This window comes from Bacillus sp. FSL K6-1284, assembly GCF_038002625.1.
Lineage (GTDB): Bacteria > Bacillota > Bacilli > Bacillales > Bacillaceae > Bacillus > Bacillus paralicheniformis.
This window is the reverse complement of record NZ_JBBOCW010000001.1, coordinates 382,288-397,893: the sequence shown is the minus strand read 5'-3', so window position 1 is coordinate 397,893 and position 15,606 is coordinate 382,288. Positions and strand designations below refer to the sequence as shown.

15 protein-coding genes are annotated in these 15,606 nt (G+C 46.4%); 4 read left to right on the top strand and 11 right to left on the bottom strand.

Features of this window, described 5'->3' with window-relative positions; all coding sequences use genetic code 11:
- Positions 1 to 49: 49 nt before the first annotated feature.
- From MHB72_RS02100 to MHB72_RS02075, 6 genes are read right to left on the bottom strand one after another with little or no spacing between them, the layout of a single operon-like run.
- A complete protein-coding gene (locus MHB72_RS02100) occupies positions 50 to 862 on the bottom strand; it encodes an ABC transporter permease (protein ID WP_216921505.1) in 813 nt (270 codons plus the stop codon).
- Positions 855 to 1,721 carry an ABC transporter permease gene (locus MHB72_RS02095; protein WP_216921508.1) on the bottom strand — a complete coding sequence of 289 codons (867 nt, stop codon included), beginning with the start codon at positions 1,719 to 1,721 and terminating at the stop codon, positions 855 to 857. The genes MHB72_RS02100 and MHB72_RS02095 overlap by 8 nt, the downstream gene beginning before the upstream one ends.
- Entirely contained in the window at positions 1,708 to 2,826 is a 1,119-nt protein-coding gene (locus tag MHB72_RS02090; protein WP_216921510.1) for an ABC transporter ATP-binding protein, read from the bottom strand. The genes MHB72_RS02095 and MHB72_RS02090 overlap by 14 nt, the downstream gene beginning before the upstream one ends.
- Before the next feature lie 9 nt (positions 2,827 to 2,835).
- Positions 2,836 to 3,924 (bottom strand): ABC transporter substrate-binding protein, encoded by a 1,089-nt coding sequence (locus tag MHB72_RS02085; protein WP_436967737.1) that lies wholly within the window; start codon positions 3,922 to 3,924, stop codon positions 2,836 to 2,838.
- On the bottom strand, positions 3,921 to 5,915 hold the full coding sequence (locus MHB72_RS02080) for a hydantoinase B/oxoprolinase family protein (RefSeq protein WP_340901591.1): 1,995 nt from the start codon (positions 5,913 to 5,915) through the stop codon (positions 3,921 to 3,923). Before MHB72_RS02080 ends, MHB72_RS02085 begins: the two co-directional genes overlap by 4 nt.
- Before the next feature lie 2 nt (positions 5,916 to 5,917).
- Complete coding sequence (locus tag MHB72_RS02075) at positions 5,918 to 7,972, bottom strand: hydantoinase/oxoprolinase family protein (protein WP_216921518.1); 2,055 nt, start codon at positions 7,970 to 7,972, stop codon at positions 5,918 to 5,920.
- A gap of 404 nt (positions 7,973 to 8,376) precedes the next feature.
- On the opposite strand from MHB72_RS02075, the gene MHB72_RS02070 reads away from it, so the two are divergent.
- Positions 8,377 to 9,117, top strand: a complete 741-nt coding sequence (locus MHB72_RS02070) for a ribonuclease YeeF family protein (protein ID WP_075212964.1) — start codon at positions 8,377 to 8,379, stop codon at positions 9,115 to 9,117.
- A 362-nt stretch (positions 9,118 to 9,479) separates the two neighbouring features.
- Here the strand turns inward: MHB72_RS02070 and MHB72_RS02065 are convergent, their stop codons facing one another.
- Both MHB72_RS02065 and MHB72_RS02060 read right to left on the bottom strand, forming a co-directional pair.
- Complete coding sequence (locus MHB72_RS02065; RefSeq protein WP_216921521.1) at positions 9,480 to 10,283, bottom strand: serine/threonine protein kinase; 804 nt, start codon at positions 10,281 to 10,283, stop codon at positions 9,480 to 9,482.
- On the bottom strand, positions 10,255 to 10,428 hold the full coding sequence (locus tag MHB72_RS02060; protein ID WP_216921778.1) for a hypothetical protein: 174 nt from the start codon (positions 10,426 to 10,428) through the stop codon (positions 10,255 to 10,257). The genes MHB72_RS02065 and MHB72_RS02060 overlap by 29 nt, the downstream gene beginning before the upstream one ends.
- 333 nt (positions 10,429 to 10,761) lie before the next feature.
- Between MHB72_RS02060 and MHB72_RS02055 the strand changes: the two genes are divergently transcribed.
- On the top strand, positions 10,762 to 11,208 hold the full coding sequence (locus tag MHB72_RS02055) for a NucA/NucB deoxyribonuclease domain-containing protein (RefSeq protein ID WP_020450096.1): 447 nt from the start codon (positions 10,762 to 10,764) through the stop codon (positions 11,206 to 11,208).
- 17 nt (positions 11,209 to 11,225) lie between these two features.
- Positions 11,226 to 11,624, top strand: a complete 399-nt coding sequence (locus MHB72_RS02050) for a competence protein ComJ (protein WP_023855672.1) — start codon at positions 11,226 to 11,228, stop codon at positions 11,622 to 11,624.
- A 39-nt stretch (positions 11,625 to 11,663) separates the two neighbouring features.
- Here the strand turns inward: MHB72_RS02050 and MHB72_RS02045 are convergent, their stop codons facing one another.
- The 3 genes from MHB72_RS02045 to MHB72_RS02035 form a co-directional block, all read right to left on the bottom strand.
- Positions 11,664 to 13,100 (bottom strand): glycoside hydrolase family 1 protein, encoded by a 1,437-nt coding sequence (locus MHB72_RS02045; protein WP_216921523.1) that lies wholly within the window; start codon positions 13,098 to 13,100, stop codon positions 11,664 to 11,666.
- 69 nt (positions 13,101 to 13,169) lie between these two features.
- Complete coding sequence (locus MHB72_RS02040; protein WP_216921525.1) at positions 13,170 to 13,895, bottom strand: AAA family ATPase; 726 nt, start codon at positions 13,893 to 13,895, stop codon at positions 13,170 to 13,172.
- 95 nt (positions 13,896 to 13,990) lie between these two features.
- Entirely contained in the window at positions 13,991 to 14,542 is a 552-nt protein-coding gene (locus tag MHB72_RS02035) for an NAD(P)H-dependent oxidoreductase (RefSeq protein ID WP_216921527.1), read from the bottom strand.
- 183 nt (positions 14,543 to 14,725) lie between these two features.
- On the opposite strand from MHB72_RS02035, the gene MHB72_RS02030 reads away from it, so the two are divergent.
- Complete coding sequence (locus MHB72_RS02030) at positions 14,726 to 15,601, top strand: transporter substrate-binding domain-containing protein (protein WP_216921529.1); 876 nt, start codon at positions 14,726 to 14,728, stop codon at positions 15,599 to 15,601.
- The last annotated feature ends 5 nt before the right edge of the window (positions 15,602 to 15,606 follow it).

Here is a 15,606-nt window from a genome sequence, read left to right as displayed (position 1 = left end):
TTGAAATACTTTCGGTGTTCATACAAAAAAGCAGGCTGAGTTTCGCCTGCTACACGGTTTTTGAAAGCCCGATCGTCCGCTCGATGATGATCAGCGCGATCACTGAAACTGTGATAAAAATAACCGAAATCGCATTAACACTCGGATCAAACGTCTGGTCAATATAGCTAAACGTGCGCACCGGTACAGGCGTGACAGCAGGTGAAGAAACAAACAGACTGATTGATACTTCCCCGAATGACGTCACAGCGGCAAAAACGGCTCCCGCAATGATTCCCGGTTTAATGAGCGGCAAGGTAACATGAAAAAAGGTATACCATGGACCTGCGCCGAGATTCATGGATGCCAGTTCAAGCTTCGGATCCACGTTCGCCATGCTGACCCCGACCGTCCGTAAGACATACGGAAGGCTGATCAGCATATGCCCGGCAGCCAGGCCGGCAAATGTGCCGTTTACCCCAAGCATTGTCAATAAATAGAGAAATGACACGCCTAATGCGATTTGAGGAATCATCAACGGCGATAAAATAAAAGCCTGAATGCCCTGTTTTCCAGGAAAGTTCAGCCGCGCCAATGCATAAGCTGCAACTGTTCCGAGGATCACCGCAAGAGGCGTTACAACGAGAAGCAGCATACCGCTCACCCAAATCGATTCCATCCAGCCGCTGCTGCTGAAAACTCCGGCAAACCAGCGCAGCGAGACGCCGGATGGCGGGAACTTCGGATATTCGTCCGGGCTGAAAGCCGACAGTATAATCACAAATACAGGCAGCGCCAAAAAAAGGTATACCAATAAACCCGCCGCCCAAACGCACATATCAATCCACTTTCCCCCAGACAGACGGCGCAATCGTCTACCCATTTATTCTCGCCTCCCAACGCTTTTGGAAAAAGCCAAGGATTCCAATAACCACGCTGACAACGGCTAATAAAGTAATCGACATAGCTGCTGCAAGAGGAAGATGAAAGACTTGCATGACCTGCTGATAGATTGATAACGGCAGCAGCGGCTGCATCCTTCCGCCGACGAGAAGAGGCGTAATATAGCTTCCGGCCGAAAGCGAAAACACGATCATTGCTCCTGTCAGCAATCCTGGAACCGTCATTGGCAAGGTCACGAAAAAAAATGTCCGAAGCCTCCCCGCTCCAAGGCTCATCGAAGCAAATTTAAGATCCAGTTTCATTTCGCTTAAAGAACCGGCAAGCGGCAGCACAGCAAACGGCAGCATAACCTGGACATATGCGATGATGACGGCGTTCATATTCCATAAAAGCGGCAGGGGCTTTTCAATCAGCTTCAAGCTGATAAGCGCCTCATTGACGATCCCGTTTTGCGAAAGCAGCACAATCCAGGAAAACGTCCGAATGACAACACTGGTCAGTAAAGGAGAAACAAGCAATATATAAAACAAAGCCCGCAGCCTGCCGGTCGGCGCCTTAACGAGTAAATATGCCACCGGATACGCCATCACAAGGCATAATACAGTGGTCTTCAACGCCGTCCAAAGCGTTATACCGATTGTTTTCAAATAAATGTCCGAAGAGAACACTTCGACATATTGAGAAAAACTGTACGTATCGAGCGTATTCATCATAGCGTCCACGTCTCTGAAACTTAATAACAGCAGCAGAACAAGCGGCAACACGAGAAAAACGCCGAGAAATAAAAGGACGGGAACAAGCAAAACCCAATAAAACCGTTTTTGTTCAAGAGCACCCATCTGCATCCTCCTTTACATCGAGCGGAACAAAATCGTCCGGATCCAAAGAAAGATACACTTGATCCCCCGCCTTCGGCAATCTTGGAAATTGAGGATCGGGCGCCTGAATGATCCATTCTCCTTTGAAAACAGCGGCTTTCAGCCTGAGAGCATGCCCGGCATAACTGACTTCCGTTATCGTTGCAGGCATTTCAATCAGCCTGTTCTTCTGCTTCTCGAAAGAGACTGAGATTCTCTCGGGCCGCACCATGAACAATACAGAAGATTTTTTTAAGAGATTCCGGCTGATTTCAAAAGTCAGCGGAACACCTTCATATATTTCAAAATCGACCGCTTCATAGCCATAAACGCCTGATGAAGGCTGTATCTTCGACGCACGCGCTTTCAGCAAATTGACCTGTCCGATAAATTCGGCGACAAATTGATTAGCAGGCGTGCGGTACACGTCCAACGGAGTGCCGAGCTGCTGAAGCCTGCCGCAGCCGAGGATTCCAATTCTGTCTGATAAGCTTAAAGCCTCCTCCTGATCGTGCGTCACTAAAATCGTTGTAATACCGACGCGCTTTTGGATGCTGCGCAGCTCCGTCTGCATTTCTTTTCGAAGTTTCGCATCCAAGTTGCTCAGCGGCTCGTCTAGCAATAGCACAGACGGCTGAATCGCCAATGCCCGGGCAATCGCCACCCGCTGCTGCTGGCCCCCGCTCAGCTGACGGGGCATGCGATTAGCAAACGCTTCAAGCCTGACAAGAGCGAGGCTTTCCATCACCCGTTCTTCAATCTTGCGGCGGGGCCATTTTCGAACTTTCAATCCGTATGCAACATTGTCAAATACGCTGAGATGCGGGAATAAAGCATAATCCTGAAAAACCATTCCAATATGTCGGTCGTATGGCGGCAAATCAGTTACATCTCTTCCTCCTATATATACAAACCCTGACGTCGGTTCAAGGAACCCGGCAATGATATGAAGGAGCGTTGACTTTCCGCAGCCGCTCGGACCGAGGAGAGAGAAAAATTCCCCTTCTTTGACTTCAAGCTGTACGTCTTCCAATGCGAGGGTGTTTCCGAAATGCCGGCTGACATGCTGAATCTGAATTGCGCTCATGTTTGTCACCTATTTTCCGCCAAGTACTTGATTCCAGCGATTTGTCCAATCGCCTAGATCTTTTGCCGCGACTTCATAGTCAACCCATTTTAAATTCCTGTAATAGTCCTCCCCTACTTTAATCTTTCCTTTTAATTTATCGCTGTATTTCACTTTTTTATTGGCCATGCCGTAAAATGTTCTATCGGCAAAATCTCCTTGCACTTTTGGACTGAGCAGGTGATTTAACAGCTTGTATGCGTTATCCTGATTAGGGCTTCCTTTCATCAAAGCCCAGCTTGCAACTGCTGCGACGGCACCTTCCTCGGGATATGCAAATCCCAGGTCAAGACCGGCGTCCTGCAAAGAAAAAGCGCGTCCGTCCCAAAACGGGACAACCCATGCATCCCCGCGTTCCAAAAGCGTTTGTATTGAGCCCGGATTATCGGGATAGGCTGTTATGTTGTTCTTTAAATCCGCCAAACTGTTGAACGCTTTATCCACGTCTTTCCCATTTGACTCCAGGCCGCCCTGGGCATTGATTAATCCTACAAAAAACTGAAGTCCCGCCGAATAAGCCGGCGATGATATGGCCACATGACCTTTATAGCTGCTGTTCCAAAGATCCGTCCAGCGTTTAGGCTCCTGCGGTACAAGGTCCTTTCGGTAGACAATTCCAAGCTGCCCCATACTGAAACCGGCCGCATACTGCTTTCCATCATCAGTGAAGCGTTTCTGAACGGAATGATACAGATCGCGGACATTTGGAACCTTTTCCTGATCGATCGGCGCCAGTAATCCCGCCGACTGTGCCCTGTGAATCGTATCCGGCTGCAGGATTAAGAGATCATACGGAGCATTTCTGCCATTTGCAGCTTTGAGCTTTGTAAACCATTCAGAGTCTGTCCCTGCAACGACTTTGACCTTCAGCCCTGTTTCTTTTTCAAAAGATTCAAGGCTAGGCTTAATATGTTTTTCCCAATCGCCTCCATAGACACCGATAACGACTGTATCTGATTGTTTGCTTTCCTGACTACCGTTTCCGCCGCAGCCCGAAAGAAGGAGCACTGCTACAAGAGACAGAATAAATAAAACAGAAATTTTACTTTTCATTGTCATCTCACCATTCCCGTGTTATTTTTGCCAGCCAGTTTTTCCACAGCGGCCGCAACATCGCCTTTGCTGATCGGACCGTTATGTTCTTTTGAAAAATAACGGTGGACTAGATGTTTAACATGTGATCTTTGATGAGCCGGAAGCTGTCGCAGAATCCGGGCCAATGTGCTGCTGGCTTCCTCTGTCCAGCACCGTTCGTATTCTTCTCTGGCAAGCCCGAAATCCCAATGTTTCCGAGGTTCGCCTGCTTTCTTTTTTCTGATTTCAGCTGTTTCTTCCAGATCAATAATGAATGAGCCTGCATCGTTTTCTTTTACAGCCGCGCCGTATTGATGGTATGCCGCTTCCGGGCTCAGCAAGCCCGATTCAACTTCCCTCAAAATCGATTCAGCTTCCCGGCTGTATGGATCTCCCCAGCCTCCGCCGCCAGGCGAATGAATGCTGATAACATCCCCTTTGTTGAGCTTTAAAACGTCGATCTTCGAAATCGTTTTCTCCTGAGGCTGCTCCGGATAAAGACGCACCCGTCCGAGCGCTCCTGCCGTTCCCCCGGCGAGCCCCCACGGATGAAATCGCATTCTCTCCATCCCTCTTGCGGTCACAATTGATTCTGGCGCCGTCGCTTCAAACTCCAGCCCGATTGCATGGCCGCCCCTGTGAAAACCGGCTCCGGCGGTATCTTTAATCAGCTCATAGCGGCGGACATGGATGTCAATGTGCTGTTCAAGGCTTTCAATCGGCGTATTTTTCAAAAATCCGGATGCATGGTCAATACCGTCTGCTCCGTCCATGTCATGCTGGCCGCCTCCTCCGCCTCCCATCGGTTCGACCACGGACATCTTCCGGCCGCCCGTTGATTCGTCGGGAACCGACAGTACGACAATCGCTGACTGACCGGCGCCTGCTGCAGGCACAGCTTTCGGAAGCGCCTTGGCCAAAGCGCCCAGTACGGCATAATAAAGTCTCATCGTAATCGAATGACGAATTCCGACGGCCGCTGGATATTCCGGATGAACCAGTGTACCTTTCGGAGCAATAACTTTGATCGGCCTTGTCAGTCCCCCGTTAACCGGAATATACGGGTCTTCACTTATGATAAAGTTGATCAGGCCCTGAAATAGAAATGAATGTTTGCTTCCATTAGTGACAAGGTTAAATGCGGTTTTCACCTGGGGATCACAGTCTGAAAAGTCCAATGTGATTTCCCCTCCCGAGACGTTTGCCGTAACAGCCAAGCGGATCGGAACGTCAGAAATCATATCGTCATCAAGATAATCTGAAAAACTGTATGTGCCTTCCGGAATCCCGCTGATAACCCGGCCGGCTCTCATCGCTGCTTGTTCGAGCAAATCATCCATTCCTTGTTGGACCGCTTCTTTTCCAAACTTGCCGACCATCTCTGTCAATCGGTTCTCCGCCGTATTGACCGCGGCCACCATCGCATGAATATCCCCTTCATTTAAGTCGGGAACCCTGCTGTTTGCCCGCAGCACATTCAATATATCGCGATTTTCTCTTCCCGCTTTGTAAATTCTCACCGGCGGTATCCTCAGGCCTTCCTGATGGATGTCTGTCGCTGTCGGCGAAATGCTTGCCGGAACAAGGCCGCCGACATCGCTGCAATGGACAAAACACCACGCGTAACTGATGACCTCGCCCTCCATGAAAATCGGCTTCACTACATGTATATCAGGCAAGTGGGTCGCCAATCCGTCCGTTGTATAGGGATCATTTGTGAGGATAATGTCTCCCGGTTCAAATGGGCCGCTTTCTTCGATGATCCGTTTTAATGAAAGGCCTAAAAAAATCGTGACGCCGACCGTTTTCGGATAAACGAAAAATTCCCCTTCCGGCGTCGCAAGCGCAGTAGCGAAATCAGCTGACTCTTTTACAAATGTGGTAAAGGACGTCCGTTCAATAACGTGTCCCATTCCCGCGGCTATCGCGTTAAAGTAGCTTCTCATCATTTCCAGCCGGGCAGGATCTGTGCGCATGGTCAGCTCTCCTTCCGTTCAATGATCAAATTTCCAGCATGATCAGTTTTTCCGCTCCAATTTGGCAAAATCAGCGTCGTTGTATCATCTTGCTCAACAATGGCCGGCCCATTTATTCTCTGACCGCACCTTAAATCTGAACGTTGGTATACAGCGGTTTGATATGTACCGCCTTTTATGATGATCTTTCTTTGGCTGACCGGTTCAGCCTCGGGCAGATCACTTCGGCCTCCTTTACCGCCTGGCGGCTTCGGTGTCTTGCCTATGATGCGGACGCGTATATTCATCAACTCAATGCTTGCTTTCTCATCGCTGTGTCCATATTGCTTTTCATGTAAGAGGTGAAAGGAGTCCGCGATTTCACTCGTGCTTTTGCCTTCCAGGCATTCCGGTGAAACAAGGAGCTCAATTTCGTATGCCTGACCTTTATAACGGGCATCAAGCAAGTAAAGAAGAGAGGTTTCCGGCAGCATCTCCGCCTGCTGTTTCCGCAGCCATGCTTCCGCTTGCTCTTGCAGCCTCACAAACTCCGCTTTTAACTCGGCCGTTTTTATTTGTTCAAGCAGCACCTGTCTTGAACATACAGCATCATAAATAAAATCCGCCGTCAGTGCGCCCAAAGCGGACAAGGTTCCCGGATGCGGCGGGATCAGCACATTTTTGGCCTGAATTTCCTCAGCCAAAAAATTAGCAGTGACCGGTCCTGCGCCTCCAAAGGCCATGAGGCTGAATTCACGCGGGTCAAACCCGTTTTGCTCCATAACATTGCTTAGTTCCGTGTACATATTGGCAAGCGCAACCTGAATCATCTGATCCGCGGCCTGCTCCACATCTGTGCCTAAATATTCGGCAACCGGGAGGAGCGCTTTTTCGGATCTTTCCCGGTACAGTTTCATATTTCCTGATGCAAACCGGTTTGGATTTAAATAATGACATATAAGAAACGCATCTGTAAGTGCGGCCTTTGTTCCTTTTCCGTAACAAGCCGGCCCCGGATCAGATCCAACTGACTCCGGTCCTACTTTCAAGAGACCGCCGCTGTCAATCCATGCCACCGACCCTCCGCCAGCACCGATCGAATACATCGCTACAGACGGAATCGTAATCGGAAATCCAGAGATTTGATTTGACTGTGTAAAAGTCGGCTCCCCTTCTTCAACAATCGAAATATCCGCGCTAGTTCCTCCGACATCAAATGTGATGATATTCGCCTCTCCGGCGGTTTCCGCCGTTCTGATGGCACCGATGACCCCTGCTGCCGGTCCGGAAAAAAGCGTTTTGACAGGTGCCTCGGCAGCCGATTCAATGTCCATCAGTCCTCCGTTAGACTGGGTGATAAACGGCTGCGCTGAAATTCCTTCCAGGGCGAGCCTCTCTTTCAACGTTCGAAAGTAGTGATGGACATTCGGTTTGATGTATAGGTTTGCGACGGCCATAACCGTCCGTTCGTATTCCCTCATTTGCGGCCAAAGCTCCGCAGACGTTGCAACCTCAAGCTCAGGTGCTATTTGTCTGATCCGTTCTGCAGCCTGGCGTTCATGAAGCGGATTCCGATAGCTGTGCAAAAAAGAAACAACGATTCCTTTTAATCCTTTTCTTAAAACTTGTCCAACCGCCTCATCGATCTCTTCCTTATGGAGCGGCAGCTTTTCAGAGCCGTCATAAAGCATTCTTTCTTGAATGGGAAACACGTTTTTCCGGGGAATAAGGGGCTCCGGCATTCTCGATCTAAAATCGTACGGTATCGGAAGCCGGAGGCGTTGAAGCGAAAGAATATCACGGAAACCTTCGGTTACGAATAAAGCAATATCAGCCCCTTTGCGTTGTAATAATGTGTTCAAACCGATTGTCATGCCGTGTACGAAGTGATGAATTTCTGAAGGGTGAACACCCTGGGTCTTCAAGAGAGCCAAACCGTTGATGATCCCTTGGGCCGGATCTTCGGGAACGGTCGGCGTTTTAACTGCGGTCATGCTCCCGTCCGCCTGGTTTAACAATATAAGATCGGTAAAAGTTCCTCCAATATCAATTCCAAGCCGATAACCTTCTTCATTCAATCCCGATCCCCCCCTTTTAAAAATATCCTTTTTTAAAAATATTTTACTATTATACTAATCAAGCATGAGAAAGTAGTCAATTATGTTTAATTACAATATTCCGAGTCTTTTTTATTTAATATTTAATTTTAAGATACCATATCATCACATTTTCAATTGTGTTGTTCACAGTATTTCACATTTTTAGTTGTCTGCTTTTCTTCAGTCCGACGACACAACTCCGCCATAAAAGGGACTAATTAACTATTAAATCAAAAGTCTCCTATCACGACAAAAAGCCTAAATAGCTTACAAATTTGATCACAAAGATTCATTTTCATGGATATTCAGGATTTATTGCCCAATCCCATGTGACAAAGTGGTACACTCTGTACTAAATAAGTCGCAGGAAGGGCAGATTTCCAATGAAAGTCTACGAAGCGGAAACCCTATTATCAGCTATGAAGCAAAGATCTGATGAATATAAAAACTTGAGAGAACAGCTCGTCAGCTTAAAACAATCGTTAAACAGCGTCGCAGAACTTGATGAGTTCCAAGGAAAAGGCGCCGATGCCATTAAAGCGTTTTACAGAGACCAATCAGGGATCGTAGACGGCTGGCTGGATTTAGCTGATATGCAGATTCAGTTTCTGAATGGTGTATCTGCTGCCGCCGAAAATGCCGGACTTTCAGAGGACACATTCGTTGATGTTCAATTTCTTGAACAGGAGCTTGCAAATGTCCACATTCACTCTCAAAACATGGTCTCTGCACAGCAACAAGAACTGTCGAATATTTTAGGACAGATTGATGATTTAATATCGCTACAACCATTCTCTTCCGATGAAATCAAACAGCAGCTCGATGCTGCAAACCAAAACAGAAAAGACACGATTAAAGCTGTCGAGGATCTTGACGGGCTGCTCAAAAGAGAATACTCGGCCTCTGAGCAAATTCAGCAAATGATCCAGTCCGACTACTCCGCCTTGATCGACGCAACAGGAAAAGGGAAAAATGCATCTCCGCTAAACTACAATTCACATATCTATCAAAACAGCGAAGTCTACAAACTGAAACAGCGTATGCATCAAGAGGCCAGAAGCTACATCGCAAATAAACAAAAACAGTATGAAACAAAAAAAGCCGAAAAAGCAGAGGAACTTTAGGCTTTCAAATTGTTTAAAACGTCTCCGTCTTAACCGATATGTATTTACTGGTGAGCAAAAGGGGGAATGCAGTGAAGAGCAAACGATTTAAGTTGAAATTGGGGACAAAAATTAATCTTCTCGCGTTGACAAAATCCCAAAACGACTTTTAGTTTTGGGATTTTGTCATCCTTTCAGCGTGACCCGCATCCCTTACAGTCTAGGAAGGCCGTGCATCGGAGAAGACTTTCACAGGATATAATGACGCGGTATTCAGGCAGGACGCCTCAGAACGTCAGCCTCCCGATCCTCCTTCTATTCGTCAGACCGACTTAGCAGGCCTGACAACGACTGCGAGGGTTTGTCGACACGCTGGGCTGTCGTTAAAACGGCAGCTTCATCTTTTTCGCCGTACAGGAAGTCAAGTCGCCGATAATATCTTCTGCACGCTCATACGGCTGATCAATTTGCAACATCTTCCTCAGAACGGATGTAAACCCGGACGATAGGCTGAGTTCTTCTTCCCAGCATTTTTCTTCCTCGCCGGACGGAGTAAACCCGGAGTACAGGAGAAACAATGCGAAATGTCCCAGCGCATAAAAGTCACTTTTGACTGAAACAGCACGCATCAGCCTTTTTTCCGGGTGCCGGTCATCAACACGTTCTCTTTCAGTCAGATGGCATGCCAGTCCGAAATCTATAATGCGGATCGTTCCTCCGCTCACAATCAAATTGGGAATCCTCAAATCGCGGTGAATAATCCCTCTCCTGTGAAGAAATGAAACGCTGTGAAGCACTTCCTTCAATATGCGGATCGTTTGCTGTTCATCAAAGACATGTCCATCATAAAAGAGCAAATCTTCAAAGGTTTTTCCTTCGATATATTCCATTACGATAAACCGCTCGCCGGCCGCTTGAAGCACCTCATATATACGGGGCGCGGCAGGCAGATCCAATTCCCGCAAAATTTCAGCCTCGCGGTTGAAAGACCTCCGGCCGGCTGATGTCCATGCTTTTGTCTTTCTCTGCTGCTTGATGACGCGGAAACCGGCTCTCCCAAGTTCTTCGGCAAGATATGTGATACCGTAGCTGCCCATCCCGAGCACACGGTTGATTCGATATCTCCCCTCCAAGACGGTTCCTTTTTTGAGCGGGCGGTCAAACAGCCATCTCATCAATGTTTTCACGCGATTTAGCTGCTGCCGAAAAATTTCTTATGCTTTCTTTTGTAATGGTGATGACCGTACCCTTTTCTTTTATAATCGCTGCTGCTGTATTTTTTGTATGATTTCCGTCCGTAGTCACTGCTGCTGTATCGTCGGTTTTTACCATTTTGAAGTGCCTTCAATAGCTTACGAAGCAACTCAGTCAGCTCCTTTTCTGTCTTGTATTTCATATCATTCGCGCAGGAAAGCTTGATAAAGGGGGCTCGAAAGTTTTTCTTCCATATGAGAAATTTAAATTTTGAACCTCTAAAACCTTCTAAACGAACCGGCAAAATTTTTAAAAAAGGCGATATGATAGACTAAAATTCAGCTTTTCAGGAGGAAAAACCTATTAATCTCCCCTTTATTTCTCAAATCATTTTTACGATAATAAAGTTGTATTTACTTCCGGCCCGCTGCGGCTGAGTGATTCAACTTATAAGAAAGCAGGACAACACGAATGGACAAAATTAAATCTTTGCTGATCACCTTGCTCGCCGTCGCCGTCGTGATCATCGGCATTATATCCGGCGATTTTTTCACTTCAGAACACCAGCCTTCAGGCCGGCAAAACGGCTCAGACTATGATGAAGTGCTGATTTTCCCGTCGGACCGCTATCCTGAAACAGGCGCGCACATTCGAAAGGCCATCAAGAAAGGGCATTCTAAAATCTGTACGATCGACAGGGACGGAGCCGACGAACGCCGAAAGGAATCGTTAAAAGATGTTCCTTCCAAATCGGGCTATGACCGCGACGAGTGGCCGATGGCCATGTGCGAAGAAGGCGGAACAGGTGCTTCCGTCGAGTATATCAGTCCTTCTGATAACCGTGGAGCAGGATCTTGGGTGGGCAATCAGGTAAGCGATTATCCGGACGGCACGAAAATACTTTTCAAGATTAAATAACACTGGAGGTACGTTCTTTGATCAAAAAGTGGGAAGCAGAAGAAATGACGATGTCATACCATCAGTTTACCGTTTATCAAAAAGGCGGAAAGCCGCCCGTTATGGATTGGACAGACGAGGATATTAAAAGAGGCTACACAGCGGGAGAACACGCGGTCTCGTTTGAAGCTCTCGATAATACGGCATCATTAGTAGAAGTTCGTTTGAATGTCCAGGAACAGGTTCCCTCCTTTAACAGGCGCGTCACCGTTTCTTTCGACGTGCTTCATGGCGGGGTCGAAATTGCAAGCGTCCTATCCAAGAAATTGTCATGCGACATCCCGCAAGGCGTCTATCAGCTGACATGCTATACGATTATGCCTGATCAAAGCAGCACTGCGAAGATCACCTATATTCTCGATTTTAAACAGGCCTGATCAAAGAATAAAGGCGCCGGTGTCACCGGCGCCCTTCTCCTAAAGCTCTTCCCCGTTTGTCTGAATGACATTTTGGTACCAGTAAAAGCTGTCTTTTTTAATCCTCTTCAAGTCCTTTACATTCTCTTCATCACGATTAATATAAACGAAACCGTATCTTTTCTGGTAGCCGTTCAGCCAGCTCAATAAATCTGTAAAAGACCAGCTGCAGTAGCCGATTAAATCGACTCCGTCGTTTAAAGCCTGTCTGCACTGTTCAAGATGCGCACGCAAGTAGGCAATTCTGTAATCATCATGAATTGTGCCGTCATTTTCAACCTTATCGAATTCCCCAAGCCCGTTTTCCGTTATGAAAAGCGGAAGCCCGTAGCGGCTGGAAATCCTGCGAAGCCCGATTCTTAGACCGATCGGGTCAATGGCCCAATCCCAATTCGATGTCTCAAGATGAGGATTCCTCTTTGTTTTGTATAAACCGGGCATACCTGTTTCCTGGTTGCTGCCCTTTTGGCCGGTCGTATTCATCTTTCCTTCCGCTACTCCGTCTAGAGGATTCATTTCATATGTGATGGTTTGATAATAATTCACACCGACGAAATCAGGTTTTCCTTTTGCTAAAAGCTCCATATCCCCCTCCTCAATTGTCGGCGCCCAGCCTTTTTTCTTCAGATATTTCAAAGGAATGCCCGGATATGTTCCCCGGCAATACACATCAAGCCACCAATAATTTGTAAATTCCTCAGCATTTTCGAAAGCGAGGATATCATCCGGACGGCTGGAGAGCGGATATGCAGGCGAATAAGCAAAACTCGGTCCGATTTTTCCATCGGGAACATACCGGCGAAAAGAATCGATTGCCTTTGCATTCGCCAGAAATGCAATATGGTTAGCCTCATAGAAGCGTTTCCTGTCCTTCACACCCGGAGGATGCATCGCTGTGATAAAGGCATGATTAAAATTGTAATTTTGCTCGTTAAGGGACACCCAATATTTGACCCTGTCCCCATACCGCTTATAGAGCGTAACGCAATACGTATTGAAATCCTCTATAATCCTTCTGGATTCAAAGCCGCCGTATTCATCCATTAAAGCCTGGGGAAGATCCCAATGATAAAGCGTCAAAACGGGTTCAATATCATGAGCAAGGAGCTCATTAATCAAGTCATCGTAAAATCTCAAGCCCGCTTCATTGACTTCTCCCCTGCCTTGGGGAAAAATCCTCGGCCAGCTGACTGAAAAACGGTATGCTTTTAACCCCATCTCGGCCATTAAAGCAACATCTTCTTTAAAACGGTGGTAATGGTCGACCGCAATGTCTCCATTGCTTCCTTTAAACGTTTTGCCGGGAATCTTTGTGAACACATCCCAAACCGAGAGGCCTTTGCCGTCTTCCTTCCAGGCTCCTTCGATCTGATAGGCTGCTGAAGCTGATCCCCATAGGAAATGGTTTGGAAATGGGCGTAATTGCTGATGAATCATATGGCTCAACTCCTGTTTCGTATTTTGATCCGGATGCACTTTATCATATCCTATGAAACGCGTTTCAGATCAAACATCATCTAAAAACAGCTCCGCCAGAAGCTTTTCCCGGTGCTGAAGAAAATACTTGGTTAAGGTGTAATGATCCGTATCCTCATAGTTCACTTCAGTGATTCGTTCACCATCAAAACTGAAGATGTCGGCTTCCGGATACCCTAATAAAATGGGGGAGTGAGAGGCGATAATAAACTGAGCTTGGTTTGATTTCGTCAAATCATGAAGAATTTTCAAAAATGCCAGCTGTCTTGCCGGGGATAAAGCAGCTTCAGGCTCATCGAGAAGATAGATTCCCTTCTCTTTAAAACGATGTTTGAAAAGCGATAAAAAAGATTCACCGTGTGATTGCTCGTGAAGAGATCTGCCTCCGTAGCCTCGAAAACCGGTGATGTCTACTTCATCAATATGAGTGGCAAAATGATAAAAAGATTCGGCGCGCAGAAAAAAGCCGTTTGTTACTTTAGGAAGCCATGACAATCTGATATAGTCTCCCAAATCCGAACCGGAACCGTACACTTCATATGTATTATTTCTTCCCCCGCCAGCCGTGTTAAATTCGCATTTATCTGCGATTGCTTCAAGCAGCGTCGATTTGCCTGATCCGTTTTCCCCCACAAAAAATGTTACGTTTTTTTGAAACGTCAGTTCTTTTAAATGTTGAATAGCAGGAATTGAAAATGGATATTTTGCATAAGAAGGAACTTCTTCCCGAAGTAAAGTCAGCTTTTTTAAAAACATGCGAACACCCCCTGCTTTGCTTTTACTCAACTGTATCACGTTTTCTTAGAGGATAACGAAAAAAGAGGTTTGCGCCTGAGCACAAACCTCTTGACTTAAATCGAAAATACTTCTTTTAAATGGGCGTCCAAATCAGCTAAATATTGATCTACTTGCGGATTGCTGATGACATCATGGACAGAGAATGTTTTTAAAGGCTTCATGCCGACGAATTCCTGCATTTTGTGCAAATGAAAGAGCGCTTCATCAAGGCTTTTACCTTCGAAGAATGTCCCCTCTTTGGAGAATACATCCTTGGGCGCGTTCCATGTGGTTGAAAACATATACTTTTTGTCTGTAAACAGCCCGCCTCTGCCGTAGTCTTCAGACCCTTGATAAAAAAGCCCGTACTCATAAATTTCATCAATATATTTTTTAAATAAAGCAGGAACACTGAACCAGTAAACAGGCGTCTGATAAATAACAGCATCAGCCCACTTGAATTTCTCGTGCTCCTCCGAGATTTGATAGCCGTCTGCCACCACTGTTTTTTTCACTTCATATTTTTCACCCAGCTTGTCCGCCATCGCTGTAAAAATAGTGTGATTTAGCTGTCCTCTTGCATGGGGATAGGCTTCATGTCCGTTGATGATTAAAATATTTTTCATCTTTTCTTATCCTCCTTGTGTTTCAATTTACCAATATCTTTATGATTCCATCTTTCACCTTAAAAAGTAAAGCAGGTTGCACAATCAATTATTTTATTTTTTCCCAATACTAATTATCTTATTGCCTAATCCCTACTTCAGTGCTATGGTTTACTTGACTAAAGGAATAGGAGGATTTTTTAAGTGAATAAATTGCATACGTATAAGCGCATTACATTGTTGATAACGGTGTTAGCGCTCGCTCTTATAACAGCTGCATGCAGCACTACTCAAAATACGGCTGAAAATCAAAAAACAGCCTGGGATGAGATAAAGGAAAAAGGGAAGATCGTTGTGGCGACTTCGGGAACCCTTTATCCTACTTCATATCATGACACTGATTCCGGCAAAGACAAGCTGACCGGCTACGAAGTGGAAGTCATCCGTGAAGCGGCTAAACGGCTCGACCTGGATGTCGAATTTAAAGAAATGAGCTTTGACGGCATGCTGACGGCGGTGGGGAGCGGACAAGTGGACGCTGCTGCCAACGATATTACAATGACCGACGACCGCAAAGAAAAGTTTTTGTTCTCTACGCCTTATAAATATTCATTCGGAACGGCTATCGTCCGCAAAAAAGATCTATCAGGCATCCACACGCTTGAGGACTTAAAGGGAAAGAAAGCCGCTGGCGCAGCTACGACAGTTTACATGGATATCGCGCGCCAATACGGAGCTGAGGAAGTCATTTACGACAACGCAACAAATGACCAATTTTTAAAGGATGTAGCGAATGGAAGAACCGATGTCATCTTAAACGACTACTACCTTCAAAAACTCGCGCTCGCCGCAATGCCTGATCTGGATCTGACTATTCATCCCGATCTTAAATACTATCCGCATCAGCAAGGCATGATCATGAAAAAAGGAAACGCAGAACTAAAAAAACAATTCGACAAAACGATTGACGAAATGCTGAAGGACGGCACAATTAAAAAGATTTCGAAAAAGTTTTTCGGCGGTGCCGACGTTTCGAAAAAGCAGGATATCGACTTTGTCGATGTCGATATGAATAAATAGAGGGA